We start from the raw sequence: 18,270 nt of genomic DNA on the forward strand, positions 1-18,270 counted from the left end.
ACGGGATGGAGCACAGCCCTCATGCGCATCCTGGGTATCAACGCCCTGTTCCATGACCCCGCCGCCGCCCTCGTCATCGACGGCAGGACGGTGGCGGCCGCCGAGGAGGAGCGCTTCAGCCGACGCAAGCACGGCAAGCGCCCGCTGCCGTTCTCCGCGTGGGAGCTGCCCGAGCTGTCCGCCCGCTGGTGCCTGGACCAGGCGGGGCTCCGGCCCGGGGAACTGGACGCCGTCACCTACTCCTTCGACCCGAAGCTCGCCCGGCCCGCCCGCGACATGGGCCTGAACGACCCCTGGGACCCGCTGCGCCTGGAGTACGCGTGCCGCGCCCCGGAGTTCCTCGCCGAGGCCCTGCCCGGACTCGACCCCGACCGGGTCGTCTTCGTCCCCCACCACGTCGCCCACGCCGCCTCCGCCGGGCCCGCCTCCCCGCACCCCGACAGCGCCGTGCTCGTCCTCGACGGCCGCGGCGAGGCCGCCTCCCACCTGGCCGGCCGCTACCGCGAGGGCAAACTCGACACCCTCGCCACCCAGGCCCTGCCCGACTCCCTCGGTCTCGTCTACGAGGACCTCACCGAACACCTCGGGTTCCTGCGCAGCAGCGACGAGTACAAGGTGATGGCCCTCGCCTCCTACGGCACCCCCCGCTTCCTGCCCCAGCTGCGGCAGTACGTCCACCCCACCGGCCACGGCGGCTTCCGCGCCCACGGCGTCGACTGGGCCTCCTTCGCCCCGCCCCGCGCCAAGGGCGAACCCTGGAACCAGGACCATGCCGACCTCGCCGCGAGCACCCAGGCCGTCCTCGAGGAGGTCCTGCTGGAGCTCGTCGACTGGCTGCACCGCGAGGCCGGCGGCGAGGCGCTCACGATGGCCGGCGGCGTCGCCCTCAACTGCGTAGCGAACTCCAAGATCGCGGAGAAGGGCCCTTACCGGGACGTGTGGGTGCAGCCCGCCGCAGGCGACGCCGGCACCGCCCTCGGTGGGGCGCTGCACCTCGCCGAACAGCCCGCCCCCATGCCCGGCGCCGACCTCGGACGCGGCTGGAGCGACGACGAACTGCGCACCTGGCTGGACACCGCCGCCATCCCCTACGAACAGCCCGACGACATCGCCGAGACCGTCGCCGAGGTACTGGCGCGGGACGGAGTCGTCGCCTGGTTCCAGGGCCGCAGCGAGTACGGGCCGCGCGCCCTCGGACACCGCTCCCTGCTCGCCCACCCCGGCCGTGCCGAGAACCTGGAACGCCTCAACCACGTCAAGGGCCGCGAGGAGTTCCGTCCCGTCGCCCCCATGGTCCTCGCCGACCGCGCCGCCGAGCTGTTCTCCGGCGGCCCGCTGCCCAGCCCGTACATGCTGTTCGTGCACGACGTCGCCCAGGAGTGGCGGGACCGCGTCCCCGCCGTCGTGCACGTCGACGGCACCGCCCGCATCCAGACCGTCGAGGAGCGGCGGGAACCGCTGGTGGCGCGGATGCTGCACGGCTTCGAGCGGCGCACCGGACTGCCCGTGGTCGTCAACACCAGCCTCAACACCGCCGGGCGGCCCATGGTCGACGACCCCCGCGACGCCCTGGAGTGCTTCGGCTCCGCGCCCGTCGACCTGCTGGCCATCGGGCCGTACGCGGTCCACCGGGGGCGGGCGTTCGCCGCCGGGAGGAGCGCCGCATGACCTCGTACGCCGTCGTGATCCCGACCCTCGTGCGGGACACCCTCGCCGACTGCCTCGCGTCGCTCGCCGCCGCCACGGGGCCGCGTCCCGAGCAGATCGTCCTCGTCGACGACCGGCCCGACCCCGAACCGGACAGGCTGGAGCACCCGCTGAGCGTCCTCGGCGACCTGCGGGAGCGCACCACCGTGCTGGGCGGCGGCGGTCGTGGGCCCGCCGCCGCCCGCAACACCGGACTGCGCGCCGTGACCGCGCCGTGGACCGTCTTCCTCGACGACGACGTCCAGGTCGGGCCGCACTGGGGCGAGCAACTCGCCGAGGACCTCGCCGAAGCGTCTCCCGACATCGCCGGCGTCCAGGGCGTCATCGCCGTACCCCTGCCCGGCGAACGCCGCCCCACCGACTGGGAACGCGGCACCGCGGGACTCGCCCGGGCGCACTGGATCACCGCCGACATGGCCTACCGCACCGAGGCCCTCAAGCGGGTCGGCGGCTTCGACGAACGCTTCCGGCGTGCCTTCCGCGAGGACGCCGACCTCGCCCTGCGCGTCCTCGACGCGGGCTGGCGCATCCGGCAGGGCCGCCGCACCACCCGCCACCCCGTGCGCCCCGCCTCCCGCTGGGTGTCGGTGCGCCAGCAGCGCGGCAACGCCGACGACGCCCTCATGCGGCAGCTGCACGGACCCGACTGGTGGGACAAGGCGGTCGCGCCGCGCGGCCGGATCCGCACCCACGCGGCGATCACCACCGCGGGCGTCGCGGCCTGCGCCCTCGCCGCCACCGGGCACGGCCGGGCCGCCGCGGCCTGCGCACTCGGCTGGGCGGCCGGCACGGCCGAGTTCGCCCGGGCCCGCATCGCCCCCGGACCCCGCACCCGCCACGAGGTGACCACCATGCTCGCGACCAGCGTGCTCATCCCGCCCGCCGCGACCTGGCACCGGCTGACCGGCGCCCTGCGCCACCGACACGCCCCCTCCTGGCAGGAGGTGGCCCGATGAGCCCGGTCAAGGCCGTGCTGTTCGACCGCGACGGCACCCTCGTCGAGGACGTCCCCTACAACGCCGACCCCGGCCGCGTACGCCCCGTGGACGGTGCCCAGGAGGCGCTCGCCATGCTGCGCGCACAGGGCATCGCCACCGGCGTCGTCACCAACCAGTCCGGTGTCGCACGCGGACTGCTCACCGAGGCCGACGTCCGCCGCGTCAACCACCGCGTGGACGAACTCCTCGGCCCCTTCGACGTGTTCGCCGTCTGCCCGCACGGCCCCGACGACGGCTGCCACTGCCGCAAACCCCAGCCCGGCATGGTGCTGTGGGCGGCCGGGCGGATCTGCACCAACCCCGCCGACCTCGTCGTCATCGGCGACATCGGCACCGACGTGGAGGCCGCCCGCCGGGCCGGCGCCCACGGCATCCTCGTCCCCACCGGGCAGACCCGCCCCGAGGAGACCGCGGCCGCCGACCACGTCGCCCCCGACCTGCTGACCGCCGTCCGCGCGGTACTGGACGGGCCGCCGCAGGGCCAGGTCCTCGCCGACGAACGCCCCATCAAGGAGGCCTACACGACCGGCTCGGGTCAGGGGAGGGGCACGTGAAGGCACTCGTCACCCGCCTCGACAGCTTCGGCGACGTCCTGCTCGCCGGGCCCGCCGTCCGCGCGGTCGCCGCCCGCGCCGACACCGTCACCCTGCTGTGCGGACCGCGCGGCGCGCCCGCCGCCGGGCTGCTGCCGGGCGTCGACGAGATCCTCGTGTGGGACGCACCCTGGGTGGGCTTCACACCCCCGCCCGTCGGCCGTGGAGAGGTCGAGCAGCTCATCGACACCATCGACGCCGACACCGCCCTGATCCTCACCTCCTTCCACCAGTCGCCGCTGCCCGCCGCCCTGCTGCTGCGCCTCGCCGGCGTCGGCTTCATCGCCGCCGACAGCGAGGACTACCCCGGCTCCCTCCTCGACGTACGTCACCACCGCCCCCCGCACGCCCACGAGGTCGAGGCCGCGCTGGACCTGGCGGAGGCCGCCGGGTTCCCGCCGGCCGACGACGGCCGGCCGCGGGTGCTCCCGCCGCCCGCCACCGCCGGGCTCACCGGCCCGGGACCGTACGTCGTCCTGCACCCCGGTGCCAGCGTCCCAGCCCGCGCCTGGAGCCCCGAGCGCTGCGCCGAGGCGGTGCGCGAACTGGCCGCCGCCGGCCACCGCGTGGTGGTGACCGGCGGCGCGGGGGAGAGGGACCTCACCGCGTACGTCGCGGGCTCGCACGCCCTCGACCTCGGCGGCCGCACCGGGGCCGCGGAACTGAGCGGCGTCCTCGCGGGCGCCGCCGCCGTCGTCACCGGCAACACCGGCCCCGCCCACCTCGCCGCCGCCGTCGGCACCCCCGTCGTGTCCCTCTTCGCGCCGGTCGTCCCGGCCGAGCGCTGGCGGCCGTACGGCGTCCCGTACGTGCTGCTCGGCGACCAGGACGCGCCGTGCGCGGGCAGCAGGGCCAGGGAGTGTCCCGTGCCCGGCCATCCCTGCCTGGACACCGTCACCCCGCACGACGTGGTGACCGCCGCCGAGAAGCTGATGGGGGAGGCATGAGGATCCTCATCTGGCACGTGCACGGCTCGTGGACCACGGCCTTCGTGCAGGGCCCGCACACCTACGTCGTCCCCGTCACGCCCGACCGCGGCCCCGACGGCCTCGGCCGCGCCCGCACCTGGGTCTGGCCCGACTCCGTCGTCGAGGTGCCGCCGGAACGGCTGCGCGAGGAGGACATCGACGTCGTCGTCCTGCAGCGCCCCCACGAACTCGCCCTGGTCGACGAGTGGCTGGGCCGCCGCCCGCCGCTGGTCTACCTGGAACACAACGCCCCGCACGGCGACGTACCCGACACCCGGCACCCCGCGGCCGACATCCCCGGCGCCACCCTCGTCCACGTCACCCACTTCAACCGGCTGATGTGGGACGCCGGTTCCGCGCCGAGCACCGTCATCGAGCACGGCATCATCGACCCCGGGCCACTGTGGACCGGGGAGCTGGAACGCGCGGCGGTCGCCGTCAACGAGCCGCTGCGGCGCGGCCGTACCACCGGCACCGACCTGCTGCCCGCCTTCGCCGAGGCGGCCCCGCTGGACGTCTTCGGCATGGGCACCGAGGGCCTCGCGGACCGGCTCGGCCTCCCCGCCGACCGCTGCCACTCCCACGAACTCACCCAGTCCGGACTCCACACGGCGATGGCCCGCCGACGCGTCTACGTCCACCCCGTGCGCTGGACCTCTCTCGGCCTGTCCCTGCTGGAGGCGATGCACCTCGGCATGCCCGTGGTCGCGCTCGCCACCACCGAGGTCACCGAGGCCGTACCGCCCGGCGCCGGAGTGGTCTCCAACCGGATCGACGAACTCACCGACGCCGTAAGGAACTTCATGGCCGACCCGCTGCACGCGCGCATGGTCGGCGAAGGCGCACGGGCGGCGGTGCTCGCCCGCTACGGGCTGTCCCGCTTCCTGGACGACTGGGAACGGCTGCTGAAGGAGGTGGCCCGATGAGGATCGCCATGGTCTCCGAGCACGCGAGCCCGCTCGCCGCGCTCGGCGGTGTCGACGCCGGCGGTCAGAACGTGTACGTGGCCCGCCTGAGCGAGGAACTGGCCCGGCGCGGCCACGACGTGACCGTCTACACCCGCCGCGACGCGGTCGGCCTGCCGGACCGGGTGCCGCTGCCCGGCGGCGCCGTCGTCGAACACGTCCCGGCCGGGCCCGCACAGGCCGTCCCCAAGGACGAACTCCTCCCGTACATGCCCGCCTTCGGCGCCTGGCTGGAACACGCCTGGGCACGCGAACGGCCCGACGTGGTGCACGCCCACTTCTGGATGTCCGGCATGGCCTCCCGGATCGGCGCCCACCCGCACGGCGTGCCCGTCGTGCAGACCTTCCACGCCCTCGGCACCGTCAAGCGCCGCCACCAGGGCCGGCTCGACACCAGCCCGCCCGAACGCGTCGGCATCGAACGGCAGATCGGCCGCGGCTGCGCCCGGGTCCTCGCCACCTGCACCGACGAGGTGCAGGAGCTGGCCGAGCTGGGCGTGCCGCCGCGGCACGTGTCCGTGGTGCCCTGCGGGGTGGACGCCGGGCAGTTCCGGCCCGGCGTACCGCCCGAGGGCGTCCCGGCACGCCGGAAGCGGCACCGTCTCCTCGCCTGCGGCCGGCTCGTCCCGCGCAAGGGCTACGACCAGGCCATTCAGGCCCTCGCCGGCATCCCGGACGCCGAACTGCTCATCGCGGGCGGACCCGAGGCCGGACTGCTCGCCGACGATCCCGAGGCACGGCGGCTGCGACGGCTCGCCCGCCGTATCGGCGTGGGGGGCCCGGGCCGTCGCCGACGGCATCACGGGCCGGCTCGTCCCGCCGCGGGATCCCGAATCGGTCGCCGCCGCGGTGCGCGGACTCCTCACCGACGACGCACTGCGCCGCCGTCACGGCACGGCCGGACGGGAACGCGTCCTCACCCACTACACCTGGCGGCGCGTCGCCGACGGCGTGGAGCGAGTCCACCGCCAGGTCCTCGCCGGACACGCACAGCAGAAGGAGGTGGCGTGATGACCGTGCACCCGCCCGTCACCGGTCACTGCGACGAACTCCAGGACGCCCTGACCGCGTTCCGCGCCTCGGCGCACATCACGCAGCGGTGGGGCGAGCGCCTGGCCGCCGTGCTCACCGGCGGCGGCCGGCTGCTGGCCGCGGGCAACGGCGGCAGTGCCGCCCAGGCGCAGCACCTGACCGCCGAACTCGTCGGCCGGTACCGCGACGACCGGCCGCCGTTCTCCGCGCTCGCCCTGCACGCCGACACCTCCAGCACCACCGCCATCGCCAACGACTACGGCGTGGACGAGGTGTTCGCCCGCCAGGTCCGCGCCCACGGCCGCCCCGGCGACATCCTGATGCTGCTGTCCACCTCCGGCGCCAGCGCCAACCTGCTGTCCGCCGCGTACGCCGCCCGGGCGGCCGGCGTACGCGTGTGGGCCCTCACCGGCTGCGCCCCCAACCCGCTGATGGCGGGCAGCGACGAGTACCTGTGCGTCGAGGCGCCGACGGCGGCGACCGTGCAGGAACTGCACCTGGTGGCCGTGCACATGGTGTGCGCGGCGTTCGACGCGGCGGTGGAACGCGGCAGTCGGCGCGACGGCGAGCGCGGGAGGTGACATGAACGGCAAGGCACCGCTGGTCGTGGTCGGTGACGCCCTGCTGGACCGGGACCTGAACGGCCGGGCCGAACGGCTCGCACCCGACGCGCCCGTGCCCGTCGTCGACGACTGCGGGGAGCGGACCCGGCCCGGCGGCGCCGCCCTCGCCGCGTACCTCGCGGCCCGCGACGGCCGGGACGTCACGCTGGTCGCCGGGGTGGGCGACGACCCGGCGAGCCAGGCCCTGCGCCGCCTGCTGGAACCCTGGCTCACCCTCGTCCCGCTGCCCCTGACCGGCCCTCTCTCCGAGAAGACGCGGGTCCTCGCGCAGGACCGCCCGGTGGTCCGCCTGGACCGGGGCGCCGGACGCACCCGCGAGGCCACGGACGCCGCCCGCGAGGCCGTGCGCACCGCGCCCGCCGTACTGGTCTCCGACTACGGCCGCGGCACCGTCGACGCCCTGCGCGACGAACTCGCCGCCCGCCCGCCGCTGGTCTGGGACCCGCACCCGCGCGGCGGAACGCCGGTGCCGGGCACCCGGCTCGTGACCCCGGCCGAGAAGGAGGCCCACGGCCTCGCACCGCGGGACGGCACCCCGCGCCGTGACCTGCGCGCCGCCGCCCACAGCGCCGCCGCCCTGGTGGGGCACTGGCGGGTGGCCGCCGTCGCGGTGACCCTCGGCGCCCGCGGCGCCCTGCTGTCCTACGGCGAGCACCCACTCCTGGTCCCCGCTCCCGCCGCACACCACGGCGACAGCTGCGGGGCCGGGGACCGGTTCGCCGCCACGGCGGCCGGACTGCTCGCCGACGGGGTCCTGGTCGCCGAGGCCGTCGAGGGTGCCGTCGCGGCGGCGACCGGTTTCGTCGAGGCGGGCGGCGCCTCCGCCGTCCCGAACGCGGACGACGCACCGGCGCCGCCGCCCGACGACGACCCGAGCGCCCTGGCCGCCCGGGTCCGGGCCGCCCACGGCACCGTCGTCGCCGCCGGCGGCTGCTTCGACCTGCTGCACGCCGGCCATGTCGGCCTGCTCCAGGCCGCGCGGCGGCTCGGCGACTGCCTGGTCGTCTGCGTCAACTCGGACGCCTCGGTGCGGCGCCGCAAGGGCGAGGGCCGACCGGTCACCCCGCTCGCCGACCGCGTCCGGGTCCTTCGGGCCCTGGCCTGCGTCGACGCGGTCGCCGTCTTCGACGAGGACACCCCCGAACGCCTCCTGGCCGACCTGCGCCCCGACGTCTGGGTCAAGGGCGGCGACTACGCGGCGGCCGACCTCCCCGAAGCCGCCCTCCTCCAGCGGTGGGGCGGCCAGGCGGTCCTGCTGCCCTACCTCGACGGCCGATCCTCGACGGCCCTGATGGAACGGGCGGCGGAAGGAGCACGATGACACGCCCGACGAGGCGGCCCGCGCGGGCAGTCCCGGAGGGCACGGGGAAGGCTGCGGGCATGGAACCGGGCATGACCCCGGACGCGACACCGGGCATGGCTCCGGACGCGACACCGGGCATGGCTCCGGACGTGACCCCGGGCATGGCCCCGGACGTGACACCGGACGCGACACCGGGCGTGCCCCCGGGCATGGCCCCGGACATGGCCCCGGGCGTGACACCGGGCGCGCCTCCGGGCATGACCCCGGACATGGTCCCGGGCGTGACACCGGGCGTGACACCGGGCGTGACACAGGGCGCGCCTCCGGGCATGACCCCGGACATGGTCCCGGGCGTGACACCGGGCGTGACCCCGGACGCGCCTCCGGGCATGACCCCGGACATGGTCCCGGGCGTGACCCCGGACGCGCCCCCGGATGCGACACCGGGCGTGCCCCCGGCCACGACCCCCGAACCGACGTCACCCCGGCTGCTCGTCCTGCGCGCCCTCGGCCTCGGTGACCTTCTCGCCGCCGTGCCCGCCCTGCGCGCCCTGCGGCGGGCTCACCCCGGGCACGAGATCGTGCTGGCGGCGCCCGCCGAGCTCGAACCGGTCGCGGCGGCGACGGGGACCGTGGACCGGCTGCTGCCCGCCTCCGCGCCCGGGCGGGCGGTGCCGCCCTCACTCGACTGGAGCGGGCCGCCGCCGGACATCGCCGTCGACCTGCACGGCAACGGACCACCGAGCCACCGGCTGCTCACGGATCTGCGCCCGCTGAAGCTGCTCGCCTTCGCCCACCCGGACATGCCCGAGATCGCCGGCCCACCCTGGTACGCGGAGGAACACGAACGCGAACGCTGGTGCCGGCTGCTCCGGGCGTACGGCATCGAGGCAGACCCGGGTGACGTGCGCCTGCCCAGGCCGCGCACCGCCTCCCCGGCGCCCGGTGCGGTCGTGCTGCACCCCGGCGCCGGGTCGCCCGCCCGCTGCTGGCCCGTCGAGCGGTACGCGGCCGTCGCGACCGCACTGCGGGCCCGGGGCCTGCGGGTCGTCGTCACCGGCGGGGCGGACGAGGGTGATCTGGTGGCCCGGCTCGCCAAGCGGGCGGGGCTGCCCGACACCGATGTGTTCGGCGGCGGCCTGCCCTTCGGCCGGCTGGCCGCCCTCGTCGCCGACGCGCACTGCGTGATCAGCGGTGACACCGGCGTCGCCCACCTCGCGGTCGCCCACGCCACGCGCTCCGTCACCCTCTTCGGCCCGGTCGCACCGAGCCGCTGGGGCCCACCGGACAGCCCACGCCACCGCGCGCTCTGGTACGGCCCGGAGGGCGACCCGCACGGCCGCCACCCCGACCCGGCGCTGCTGCGCATCACCCCGCAGGACGTCCTGCGCGCCGTCGACGAACTCCCCGGCATCCGACACCCATGAGGGGGCACGCCACCAGATGACCATCCCGCGCCAGGTTCCGCCGAGCCCCGTCGGCATCGTCATCGCCACCCGCAACCGATCGGCCGCCCTCGCCGAGACCCTGCGCCACCTCCTCGCCCTTCCCGAACGCCCGGAGATCCTCGTCGCGGACAACGCCTCCACCGACGGCACCCGCGCCATGCTCGCCCACGACTTCCCCCAGGTCCGCGTCCTGGCCCTGCCGTTCAACCACGGTGCCCTGGCGCGCACTTACGGTGCCCGCGCCCTGGACACCCCGTACCTGGCGTTCAGCGACGACGACTCCTGGTGGTCACCCGGAGCCCTGAGCACGGCGGCCCGCCTCTTCGAGGATCACCCGCGGCTCGGCCTCATCGCCGCCCGCACCCTCGTGGGCCGCACCGCCGACCCCGACCCGCTCAACGACGTGCTCGCCGGCTCGCCCCTCGGCCGGGTCGGCGACCTCCCCGGCACCCAGGTCCTCGGCTTCCTCGCCTGCGCCTCCGTGGTCCGCCGCCACGCCTACCTCGACGCGGGCGGATTCCACCGGCTGCTGTTCTTCGGCGGGGAGGAGACCCTCCTCGCCTACGACCTGGCCGCCCGCGGCTGGGGCGTCACCCACTGCCCCGACGTCGTCGCCCACCACCACCCGGCGCCCACGCCCCGCACCGGCCGCCCGGCCGTCCAGCGCCGCAACGAGCTCCTCACCGCCTGGCTGCGCCGCCCGGTGCCCTACGTGCTCGCCCGCACCCGAGACCTCGCCGCCGAGGCCCGGCACGACGACCACGCACGGTGGGCCCTGCGCGGGACCCTGGCCCGCCTGCCCGCCGCCCTCCGGGACCGCAGGCCCCTGCCGCCGCACGTGGAGCGGGCCGCCCGCCTGCTGGAGGAAGCCGCATGAGCCACGGCAGCACGACCGACAGCCGTACGACCGTGGTCGTCATCACCCACAACCGGCGCGCGGAGCTGCTGCGCACCCTGGACCACCTCGCCGGACTGCCGGAGAACCCGCCGGTCGTCGTCACCGACAACGGCTCCACGGACGGCACCGCCGACGCCGTCGCCCGCCGCCACCCCTGGGTCCGGCTGCTGCGGCCCGGCCGCAACCTCGGCGCCGTCGGCCGCAACCTGGCGATCCGGCAGGTCGACACGCCCTACGTCGCCTTCTGCGACGACGACTCCTGGTGGGCGCCCGGATCGCTGACGGGCGCCGCCGACCTGCTCGACCGGCATCCGGCGCTGGGCTCGGTCACGGCCCGGATCGTCGTCGAACCGGACGGCACCGACGACCCCATCGTCGAGGAACTGCGCGACTCGCCGGTGCCGGGGCCGGCCTGGCTACCCGGACCGGCCCTCGGCTCGTTCCTGGCCGCCGCGACCGTGCTGCGCACCGGCGCCTTCCGGGCGGCGGGCGGTTTCCACCCGCGGCTGTGGCTGGGCGGCGAGGAGGAACTGCTCGCCGCGGACCTGGCGGCCGACGGCTGGTGGCTGACGTACGCCGACCACCTCGCGGTGCACCACCACCCGTCCGTGGTGCGGGACGCCACCCTGCGCCGCACCCACGGCATCCGCAACACCCTGTGGTTCACCTGGCTGCGCCGCCCGGCCCGTTCCGCCCTGCGCCGCACCGTCGACCTGGCCCGTACGGTCCCGCGGGACACCGCCTCCCTGCGCGCCTTCGCCGAGGCCGCCGCCGCACTGCCGTGGGTCCTGCGGGAACGCCGTGTCCTGCCCCACGAGGTCGAGTGCCGCCTGCGCACGCTGGAACCGGCCCAACGCGCCTCCAAGGCACGCCGCTACACGGGCTGAACCGCATCCCCCCGGGACTTGGGGGGCAGACCTCAACCTCCGCACCACCGGCACAGCAGCCGGAACACGGCGAACAGCGTCAGCGGCCACAGGGCCGCGAACGCCCAGATCACGCCGGGCGCCGAGGTGACGATCCCGGTCACCATCAGCCCGATCGACATCGCGAGCAGGACCGCCACGGTCCAGACACGGGGGCGGTAGGAGCCCAGGCGGGCGAGGACGCGGGCGGGGTCGGGGAGGCGGCTCAGCCGCAGGGTGCGCAGTCGGCGGTCGAGGCGGCGGTCGCGGCGCAGGGCGCGTTCCATCTCGTCGAGGATGCGCTGCTCGTGATCGGGGAGTCGGCCGATGGACACGCGGTTCTCCTTCCGGGCGGCCGGACCGTCTCTCCTCACGGGGGACGTGCGGCAGGACAGGAAGCGGGGACTGACAAGCGGGTGCCCCGTGAGGTCCCGGAGCTAACCGGGGCGCTGCTGTGTCGGCGCGTCGGCGAGCGGGCCTGCGCTCAGGGGGGCCGGGTGCGGGCGGTGTCGGTGCCTCGGCAAGGGGTCGGCGTCGCCGCAGTGCTGTCCGGGCACGGTCCGCGTCGGCGGGCCCGTCGGTCCGCGCTGTCCGGCAGGGGTCAACCGGGCACGGACCGTGCCAGGGTCTCGACCAGCCGGTCCGCGCTGTCCGGCACGGTGCCCTCACGGAACCCGTCGCGGATCTGCCGGGCGGTCACCCGGCCGCCGGTCAGGCACCAGTCCCACCAGCGGTCCAGCTGCCGCACGTCCAGCCGTTCCGCGGGCACCAGCGCCGGCCAGCCGCAGGCGCGGGCCTGTGCGGTCACCTTCGCGCCGCCCGAGACCGGGTCCACGGCCAGCACGGGGGTGCCGACCCGCAGCCCGATGACCAGTCCGTGCAGCCGGTCGGTGACGACCAGGTCCAACCGGGCCAGCACGGACTGGAGCTGCGCGGGTGTGGCGCTCAGATGCCAGTCGTGGGTGTCGAGCCGCGTCTCCAGTTCCAGCCGTCCGCAGTCCTTCCCGGCCAGCCAGCGGGTCACCTCCTCGGCGACCTGCCCGTGCCGCCGCTGCTGCCCGTACTCCTGCTGCCCGTGCGTGAGGATCACCCCGACGACCGGCCGGGCGGGCACCTCCGGGGCGCGGGCCGCCAGGTCCTCCACCGGCTCGCTGTCCGGGGCGTCCCTCGGCAGTACCCGGTGGAAGCCGGTCACGGCCGGGCTGTCGGGATCGATCACCGAGGTGCCGACGGCGATCCGGACACAGTGTGCGAACCGCCGGTGCAGCTCCTCGATCTGCGGCCCGTGCAGCGGGCCGCACACGAACACCAGGTGGGAGTAGTCCTCGGGCCACAGCCGGTCCAGATGCAGGGCCTCCGGGCGGAAGCCGGGACTCCATGCGACGTCGTAGGGGATGCCCGTGCCGAGCAGTACGTCCTCGACCCGGCGCAGGGCCAGCACGTCCCCGGCGGTCGCCTCCCCGTCCCGGAAGCTGAACCACCCGGCCAGCAGAACCCTGCGCGGTCGCATGCCGTCTTGTGAGTGCACATGCCCTGAGTGCCCGCCCACCCGGCGAGCAATCAGGGCATTACGGGCTTTTACCTCACGGTCACTGGGCGTAGAAGGTGGCGTCCGCCCGGTCGGTGGCCGTGCTCACCACCTGTACGTTCAGCAGGTACTCCCAGTGGCGGACGTATCGCCCCGGGTAGTTGTACGACTCGTACGACACGCCTGCCGCGTCGGCGAGACCGGCCCGCCGGTGGAAGCTGGCGTCGGCCGCGAACCGCGCGCTGCCGTCGTTCCTCTCCAGCCACACCTCGAAGTTCTTCTGCCGCAGGTAGTAGCCGGGGAAGTTGGCCGACTCCAGCGAGACCGTGCCGCTGCCGGTCAGGCCGGTCACGACCCGGAACTGTGAGTCCGCGAGCGGCGACACGTTCGCCTCGATGCGGGCACGGAAGCTCCAGTGCCGGACGAACCGGTCGGCGAAGTTGTACGACGACAAGCGCTGCGGCGTGACCCCGTCGGCCACCGGGATGCCGAAGTCGGGCGTGCCGTCGGCCTTCCAGTAGACCTTCTGCACGCGGGTGCGGCGGTTGGGGTCGCCCAGCGGGTCGCCGCTGATGTCCTTGTAGCTGCGGTCGTGGTACACGAGGATGTCGCTCTTGCCGTCCTCGGAGACGGTGAACGAGTTGTGCCCCGGTCCGTACTGGCTGGTCGCCGCGCTGCTGGCGAAGACGGGGGTGGGGTTCTTGCTCCAGGACGCCTGGCTGAGCAGGTTTGCGCTCGCGGAGGCGGTGAGCATGCCCAGACAGTAGTTGCTGTCGGTGGCGCTCGCGGAGTACGTCATGAACACCTTGCCGCCGCGCTGGATGACGGCCGGGCCCTCGTTGACCTTGTAGCCGACGGTCTCCCAGGTGTAGGTGGGCCGCGACAGCATCACCGGAGTGCCGGTGATCGTCCAGGGGTTGGCCATCCTCGCGAGGTAGATGTCGGTGTTGTTGTTCACGGACGGGTCGCGCTGCGCCCACGCCAGGTAGCGCACGCCGCCCACGACGAAGGTGGTGGCGTCCAGGGAGAAACTCTCCCACTGGGTCTTGATCTGTCCCTTCTCCGTCCAGGCGGCGGTGAGCGGGTTGGCGCCGGTGCCCTCCAGGACGTACATCCGGATCGCCCACACGTCGTTCGTGGCGCCGGCGGCGAAGTACACGTACCACTTGCCGTCGATGAAGTGGATCTCCGGGGCCCAGATGTGGGCTCCCATCACGCCGCTGGCGTGCTTGGTCCAGATGGTGGTCTCGGGGGCCGACTTCAGCCCCTGGATGGTGGTGGCCCGGCGCAGCACGATGCGGTCGTACTCGGGGACGGTCGCGGTGAAGTAGTAGTAGCCGTCGGTGTGTTTGAAGATGTGCGGGTCGGCCCGCTTCTCCGCGAGCGGGTTGGTGTACGTGACGGCGGGGGAGTCGGGCGGGGCGGCATGCGCGGGGGCGCCCGTGAGGCAGGTCGCGAGGGCGACGAGGACGGCCATCAGAAGCCGTACGGCTGTGCGTCTCAAGGAAGTTCTCCCAAAGAGGGATCAGGGGGTGGGGACGAGGCGCCACTGCTGGCAGTTGTCGCTGAGCCAGGACGGTGTCCAGCACCTTGCCGGTGGCCGCGTTGATCAGCCTGCTGGTGTCGTCGCCGAGGTCCTCGATCCTCCACTTCTGGTTGGCGCCGCCGCTGCAGTACGAGCCGCCTCTGTCGATCCTCTGTCCGTGATTTCGAACGAAGTTCGTGAATTCGGCCATGAACTCGGTCAGAAGATAAGGGGGGCTCTTACCGTCGTCAACGGTTCGGACGGGTGTGACGCAGGAGGCGGGCTGTCCGCGCCGTCAGCGGAAGAAGCGGGCCGTCCCGGTCAGGACGCGTACGTCGAGGTCGTCGACGGCGTCCGCCGTGAGCCGGGCGGTGAACTCGGCGCGCACCCGCTCGACGGCGGCCGGTGACAGCCCGTCGAGCATCCCGCGTGTACCGCTGCCGGTGGCCAGGACCCAGGCCGAGTCGGGCGACAGCGGGGCGTCGAACCGCCGCCGCACGACGCGTGGTTCGCTCCCGCCCAGGTCCTCGAGCCAGGCCGCGAGGGTGCCGGCCGTGTCGATCCGGGCCAGCTGCTCCATCTGCGGCGGACGGGGCAGGTCCCGCTCCGTCAGGACGGCGGCGCGGAACGCCGACTGCCAGCCGGCGAGCGCACCCTTCTCCCAGACCGTCACCACGAACCTGCCACCGGGGCGCACCTTCCGGGTCAGCGCGGCGGAGTCACGATCCATGTCCGGGAAGAAGAACACGCCGAGCGCGCACTGCACGACGTCGTAGCCGGCGCCGGTCACGGGCCATGAGGTGACGTCGTGGTGGTGGAAGCGGATGTTCTCCAACCCCTGCTCCCGCGCCCGGCGTTCACCGATCGCCAGCAGCCCGTCCGCGAGGTCCACGGCGTCCACCCGACCCCCGGGCCCGACGGCTCGCGCGGCCGGCAGCGCCGACGCGCCCGCCCCGCAGCAGGCGTCCAGCACCGACTCGCCGCCGGCCGGCACGGCCGCGTCCGCCGTGGCCTCGCCCACCGGGTCCCACAGCCTGCCCGACCAGCGGTGGAACTCCTCGGCTCCCGCGCTGAAGACCTCTCCGACGGTGTTCTGCCCAGTGGTCATACGCGGCCGTCCCCCCTCGTTTCCGGCCGAGTCTATGTCCGAGGCGCGCACCGGCGCACAGCGATTTCCGTCAGGCCGACGGCAGTTCGGGGACCCGGGGCGACGTGTGCCGCGGGAGGCGGGGCGGTGGTGGCCCGGGGGATCACGCGGGTCGGCGGCACGACGTGCCGCTCGCGGCCCGCACCGGGATGGTCGATGAGCGACGGGGCCGGAACGCCGGCCTCCCGGCCGGTGCGCGCGGGCGACTGGGCCACGGTCGTCAGGTCGAACCACTGGGCCACCGGCCGGCCCTCGAAGCCGACGACCGACACCTGCCCGGGCACCGCCCGGCCCGCACGGCGCTGCTCGGGCCAGGAGCCCGGACCGTGCTGCCCGTCCGGGGGCTCCACGGCTGCCTGGGCGCGCGATCGTGACGGCATGACCAACGCGAGCGACACCCCTTCCAACACCCGGTTCTACGCCCGGCTCGTCGTCTCCGACGGGCCCCGGGCGATCGACTTCTACCGGTCGGCGCTCGGCGCCGAGGAGATCGAGCGGTACACCGACCCCGAGGGGCGGATCGTGCACGCCATGCTGCGCCTCGGCGGCACGGTCGTCGCGGTCAAGGACGCCGACGACGGCGACCCGGCGCCGCCCGCCCTCGGCGGCAGCCCCGTGATCATGGCCCTGGACGTCTCCGACGCCGACGCCGTCGCCGAGGCCATGCTGCGGCACGGGGCGACCGTGGTGTACCCCGTCGCCGACCAGCACTACGGACAGCGCGGCGGTCGGCTCGCCGACCCGTTCGGCCACCTCTGGATGATCTCGCAGACGATCGAGGACCTCACGCCGGACGAGATCCAGGAGCGTACGAACGAGCTTCTCAGGTCATGACCGGATGACCGAAACATCAGAAACCCCACCAGGAGACGGGCCGGAAGGCCGTCGCCATACCCGCCAGTAGGTTCAACCGGCAACCCCTCGTTCGTGTGAGGCAGGACTCTCCAGCCGTGTGAAGACGACCGCCCGCGGATCCCGTATCGACAGTGCAAGATTCGGGCACCGATGGATGGACGGGCACTCGACGACGGCAGCCGGCGAGCGACAGACGAGGAGAGAGGCACACGATGGTCCCAGCGGAACCGGAACCCCAGCGGATCGGCGTACCCGCCGAGTCCACTGCGGGCGAGACCAGGGTGGCGGCCACGCCGGCCACCGTGGGGAGACTCGTCGCACTCGGATACGACGTGGTGGTCGAACCGGGGGCGGGAGCCTCGTCCCGCTTCTCCGACGCGGCCTACCAGGAAGCGGGCGCCCGGCTCGGCGACCCCTGGACGGCGGATGTCGTCCTGAAGGTCAACGGCCCCTCGACCGAGGAGATCGGACGGCTGCGGGACGGAGCGACACTGATCGCGCTCATCAGCCCCGCGCTCAACCCGGAGCTCGTCGACGAACTGGCCCGGCGGCCGATCACCGTGCTCGCCATGGACGCCGTCCCGCGCATCTCGCGCGCCCAGTCCCTGGACGTGCTCAGCTCGATGGCGAACATCGCCGGATACCGGGCCGTCGTCGAGGCCGCGCACGCCTTCGGCCGCTTCTTCACCGGCCAGGTGACCGCCGCCGGCAAGGTACCGCCCGCCAAGGTGCTGGTCGCCGGAGCCGGTGTCGCCGGGCTCGCGGCCATCGGCGCGGCCCGCAGCCTCGGCGCCGTGGTCCGCGCCACCGACCCCCGGCCCGAGGTCGCCGAGCAGGTGCGCTCACTCGGCGGGGAGTTCCTGACGGTGACCGCCGAGCAGGAGGTGAGCAGCGACGGCTACGCCAAGGCCACCTCGGACGACTACAACCGGCTCGCCGCGCAGATGTACGCCGAGCAGGCCGCCGACGTCGACATCATCATCACCACCGCGCTGATCCCCGGCCGGCCCGCGCCGCGGCTGATCACCGCCGAGGACGTCGCGCGCATGAAGCCCGGCAGCGTGATCGTCGACATGGCCGCCGCCCAGGGCGGCAACGTCGAGGGCACGGTCGCCGGCAAGGCGGTCGTCACCGACAACGACGTGACGATCATCGGCTACACCGACCTGCCCGGCCGGCTCCCCGCCCAGGCCTCGCAGCTCTACGGCACCAACCTCGTCAACCTGATGAAGCTGCTCACCCCGGGCAAGGACGGCCGGCTCGTCCTCGACTTCGACGACGTGGTGCAGCGGTCGATCACCGTGGTCCGTGACGGAGAGAAGACCTGGCCCCCGCCCCCGGTCCAGGTCTCCGCCGCGCCCGCCCCCGGCGGAGCCCCGGAACCCGCGGCCGCGCCCGCCTCCGAGACACCGGCGAAGCCCGCGCGGCCCGCGTGGTCGTCGTACGCCCTCGTCGGCGCCGGAGCGCTCGCGCTGTTCCTGGTGACCGCGTTCTCACCGAGCGAGCTCATCGGCCACTTCACGGTCTTCGTCCTGGCGATCGTCATCGGCTTCTACGTCATCGGCAATGTGCACCACGCGCTGCACACCCCGCTGATGTCGGTCACCAACGCCATCTCCGGGATCGTCGTGGTGGGCGCGCTGCTGCAGATCGGGCACGGGAACACCGCCGTCACCGTGCTGTCGTTCGCCGCGATCCTGCTGGCGAGCATCAACATCTTCGGCGGATTCGCCGTCACCCGCCGCATGCTCGGCATGTTCTCGAAGGGCTGATCA

Annotated in this window: 17 protein-coding genes and 2 pseudogenes; 13 read left to right on the top strand and 6 right to left on the bottom strand. The window is 74.4% G+C overall.

Annotation, left to right across the window (positions count from 1 at the left end; translation table 11 throughout):
* Nucleotides 1-21: 21 nt before the first annotated feature.
* The 11 genes and pseudogenes from IE97_RS0118250 (at nt 22) to IE97_RS0118300 (ending at nt 11,422) form a co-directional block, all read left to right on the top strand.
* Nucleotides 22-1,668: a carbamoyltransferase gene (locus tag IE97_RS0118250; protein ID WP_030240910.1), complete on the top strand. Its 1,647-nt coding sequence runs from the start codon at nt 22-24 to the stop codon at nt 1,666-1,668.
* The gene (locus IE97_RS0118255; protein WP_030240915.1) at nt 1,665-2,663 is read left to right on the top strand and encodes a glycosyltransferase family 2 protein; all 999 of its coding nucleotides are present in this window, start codon (nt 1,665-1,667) and stop codon (nt 2,661-2,663) included. The genes IE97_RS0118250 and IE97_RS0118255 overlap by 4 nt, the downstream gene beginning before the upstream one ends.
* Nucleotides 2,660-3,259: a D-glycero-alpha-D-manno-heptose-1,7-bisphosphate 7-phosphatase gene (locus IE97_RS0118260; RefSeq protein ID WP_030240917.1), complete on the top strand. Its 600-nt coding sequence runs from the start codon at nt 2,660-2,662 to the stop codon at nt 3,257-3,259. The genes IE97_RS0118255 and IE97_RS0118260 overlap by 4 nt, the downstream gene beginning before the upstream one ends.
* On the top strand, nt 3,256-4,245 hold the full coding sequence (locus IE97_RS0118265) for a glycosyltransferase family 9 protein (RefSeq protein WP_030240920.1): 990 nt from the start codon (nt 3,256-3,258) through the stop codon (nt 4,243-4,245). The genes IE97_RS0118260 and IE97_RS0118265 overlap by 4 nt, the downstream gene beginning before the upstream one ends.
* Nucleotides 4,242-5,192, top strand: coding sequence for a glycosyltransferase (locus tag IE97_RS0118270; protein ID WP_030240924.1), 951 nt, complete (start codon nt 4,242-4,244; stop codon nt 5,190-5,192). Before IE97_RS0118265 ends, IE97_RS0118270 begins: the two co-directional genes overlap by 4 nt.
* Nucleotides 5,189-6,242: pseudogene (locus IE97_RS38545) on the top strand (glycosyltransferase). Before IE97_RS0118270 ends, IE97_RS38545 begins: the two are co-directional and overlap by 4 nt.
* Nucleotides 6,242-6,844: a D-sedoheptulose-7-phosphate isomerase gene (locus IE97_RS0118280; RefSeq protein ID WP_030240934.1), complete on the top strand. Its 603-nt coding sequence runs from the start codon at nt 6,242-6,244 to the stop codon at nt 6,842-6,844. Before IE97_RS38545 ends, IE97_RS0118280 begins: the two are co-directional and overlap by 1 nt.
* A gap of 1 nt (nt 6,845) precedes the next feature.
* Nucleotides 6,846-8,207 carry a D-glycero-beta-D-manno-heptose 1-phosphate adenylyltransferase gene (rfaE2, locus tag IE97_RS0118285; RefSeq protein WP_030240938.1) on the top strand — a complete coding sequence of 454 codons (1,362 nt, stop codon included), beginning with the start codon at nt 6,846-6,848 and terminating at the stop codon, nt 8,205-8,207.
* A 431-nt stretch (nt 8,208-8,638) separates the two neighbouring features.
* Nucleotides 8,639-9,616 carry a glycosyltransferase family 9 protein gene (locus IE97_RS0118290; protein WP_030240943.1) on the top strand — a complete coding sequence of 326 codons (978 nt, stop codon included), beginning with the start codon at nt 8,639-8,641 and terminating at the stop codon, nt 9,614-9,616.
* Nucleotides 9,617-9,632: 16 nt separating this feature from the next.
* On the top strand, nt 9,633-10,514 hold the full coding sequence (locus IE97_RS0118295) for a glycosyltransferase family 2 protein (RefSeq protein WP_030240948.1): 882 nt from the start codon (nt 9,633-9,635) through the stop codon (nt 10,512-10,514).
* Nucleotides 10,511-11,422 carry a glycosyltransferase family 2 protein gene (locus IE97_RS0118300; RefSeq protein ID WP_030240957.1) on the top strand — a complete coding sequence of 304 codons (912 nt, stop codon included), beginning with the start codon at nt 10,511-10,513 and terminating at the stop codon, nt 11,420-11,422. The genes IE97_RS0118295 and IE97_RS0118300 overlap by 4 nt, the downstream gene beginning before the upstream one ends.
* Before the next feature lie 32 nt (nt 11,423-11,454).
* On the opposite strand, the gene IE97_RS0118305 is transcribed toward IE97_RS0118300, so the two are convergent.
* From IE97_RS0118305 to IE97_RS0118330, 6 genes and pseudogenes are all read right to left on the bottom strand, one after another.
* Nucleotides 11,455-11,775 carry a DUF3040 domain-containing protein gene (locus tag IE97_RS0118305; RefSeq protein WP_030240976.1) on the bottom strand — a complete coding sequence of 107 codons (321 nt, stop codon included), beginning with the start codon at nt 11,773-11,775 and terminating at the stop codon, nt 11,455-11,457.
* 266 nt (nt 11,776-12,041) lie between these two features.
* Nucleotides 12,042-12,950, bottom strand: coding sequence for a polysaccharide pyruvyl transferase family protein (locus IE97_RS0118310; RefSeq protein ID WP_037835679.1), 909 nt, complete (start codon nt 12,948-12,950; stop codon nt 12,042-12,044).
* A gap of 79 nt (nt 12,951-13,029) precedes the next feature.
* Nucleotides 13,030-14,445 (bottom strand): family 43 glycosylhydrolase, encoded by a 1,416-nt coding sequence (locus IE97_RS0118315; RefSeq protein WP_030240985.1) that lies wholly within the window; start codon nt 14,443-14,445, stop codon nt 13,030-13,032.
* A 100-nt stretch (nt 14,446-14,545) separates the two neighbouring features.
* Nucleotides 14,546-14,641, bottom strand: a pseudogene (locus IE97_RS43055) (RICIN domain-containing protein); the annotation flags it as partial.
* Between the two features lie 147 nt (nt 14,642-14,788).
* Nucleotides 14,789-15,601 (bottom strand): class I SAM-dependent methyltransferase, encoded by an 813-nt coding sequence (locus IE97_RS38550; RefSeq protein ID WP_030900196.1) that lies wholly within the window; start codon nt 15,599-15,601, stop codon nt 14,789-14,791.
* 32 nt (nt 15,602-15,633) lie between these two features.
* Nucleotides 15,634-16,020: a substrate-binding domain-containing protein gene (locus IE97_RS0118330; RefSeq protein WP_078603289.1), complete on the bottom strand. Its 387-nt coding sequence runs from the start codon at nt 16,018-16,020 to the stop codon at nt 15,634-15,636.
* Here IE97_RS0118330 and IE97_RS0118335 point away from each other — a divergent pair.
* Together IE97_RS0118335 and IE97_RS0118340 are read left to right on the top strand one after the other, a co-directional pair.
* On the top strand, nt 16,019-16,474 hold the full coding sequence (locus IE97_RS0118335) for a VOC family protein (RefSeq protein WP_030240998.1): 456 nt from the start codon (nt 16,019-16,021) through the stop codon (nt 16,472-16,474). The two genes, IE97_RS0118330 and IE97_RS0118335, sit on opposite strands and share 2 nt — an antisense overlap.
* 233 nt (nt 16,475-16,707) lie before the next feature.
* Nucleotides 16,708-18,267, top strand: a complete 1,560-nt coding sequence (locus IE97_RS0118340; protein ID WP_030241002.1) for a Re/Si-specific NAD(P)(+) transhydrogenase subunit alpha — start codon at nt 16,708-16,710, stop codon at nt 18,265-18,267.
* Nucleotides 18,268-18,270: the final 3 nt, after the last annotated feature.

This window comes from Streptomyces sp. NRRL S-455, from assembly GCF_000717875.1.
Lineage (GTDB): Bacteria > Actinomycetota > Actinomycetes > Streptomycetales > Streptomycetaceae > Streptomyces.

What these genes read in the sequence shown, in the direction of transcription:
- IE97_RS0118250 (WP_030240910.1), top strand. Translation starts at nt 22, where the DNA reads ATGCGCATCCTGGGTATCAACGCCCTGTTCCATGACCCCGCCGCCGCC.
- IE97_RS0118255 (WP_030240915.1), top strand. Translation starts at nt 1,665, where the DNA reads ATGACCTCGTACGCCGTCGTGATCCCGACCCTCGTGCGGGACACCCTC.
- IE97_RS0118260 (WP_030240917.1), top strand. Translation starts at nt 2,660, where the DNA reads ATGAGCCCGGTCAAGGCCGTGCTGTTCGACCGCGACGGCACCCTCGTC.
- IE97_RS0118270 (WP_030240924.1), top strand. Translation starts at nt 4,242, where the DNA reads ATGAGGATCCTCATCTGGCACGTGCACGGCTCGTGGACCACGGCCTTC.
- IE97_RS0118280 (WP_030240934.1), top strand. Translation starts at nt 6,242, where the DNA reads ATGACCGTGCACCCGCCCGTCACCGGTCACTGCGACGAACTCCAGGAC.
- rfaE2 (WP_030240938.1), top strand. Translation starts at nt 6,846, where the DNA reads ATGAACGGCAAGGCACCGCTGGTCGTGGTCGGTGACGCCCTGCTGGAC.
- IE97_RS0118295 (WP_030240948.1), top strand. Translation starts at nt 9,633, where the DNA reads ATGACCATCCCGCGCCAGGTTCCGCCGAGCCCCGTCGGCATCGTCATC.
- IE97_RS0118300 (WP_030240957.1), top strand. Translation starts at nt 10,511, where the DNA reads ATGAGCCACGGCAGCACGACCGACAGCCGTACGACCGTGGTCGTCATC.
- IE97_RS0118310 (WP_037835679.1), bottom strand. Translation starts at nt 12,950, where the DNA reads ATGCGACCGCGCAGGGTTCTGCTGGCCGGGTGGTTCAGCTTCCGGGAC.
- IE97_RS0118315 (WP_030240985.1), bottom strand. Translation starts at nt 14,445, where the DNA reads ATGGCCGTCCTCGTCGCCCTCGCGACCTGCCTCACGGGCGCCCCCGCG.
- IE97_RS38550 (WP_030900196.1), bottom strand. Translation starts at nt 15,601, where the DNA reads ATGACCACTGGGCAGAACACCGTCGGAGAGGTCTTCAGCGCGGGAGCC.
- IE97_RS0118335 (WP_030240998.1), top strand. Translation starts at nt 16,019, where the DNA reads ATGACCAACGCGAGCGACACCCCTTCCAACACCCGGTTCTACGCCCGG.
- IE97_RS0118330 (WP_078603289.1), bottom strand. Translation starts at nt 16,020, where the DNA reads ATGCCGTCACGATCGCGCGCCCAGGCAGCCGTGGAGCCCCCGGACGGG.
- IE97_RS0118340 (WP_030241002.1), top strand. Translation starts at nt 16,708, where the DNA reads ATGGTCCCAGCGGAACCGGAACCCCAGCGGATCGGCGTACCCGCCGAG.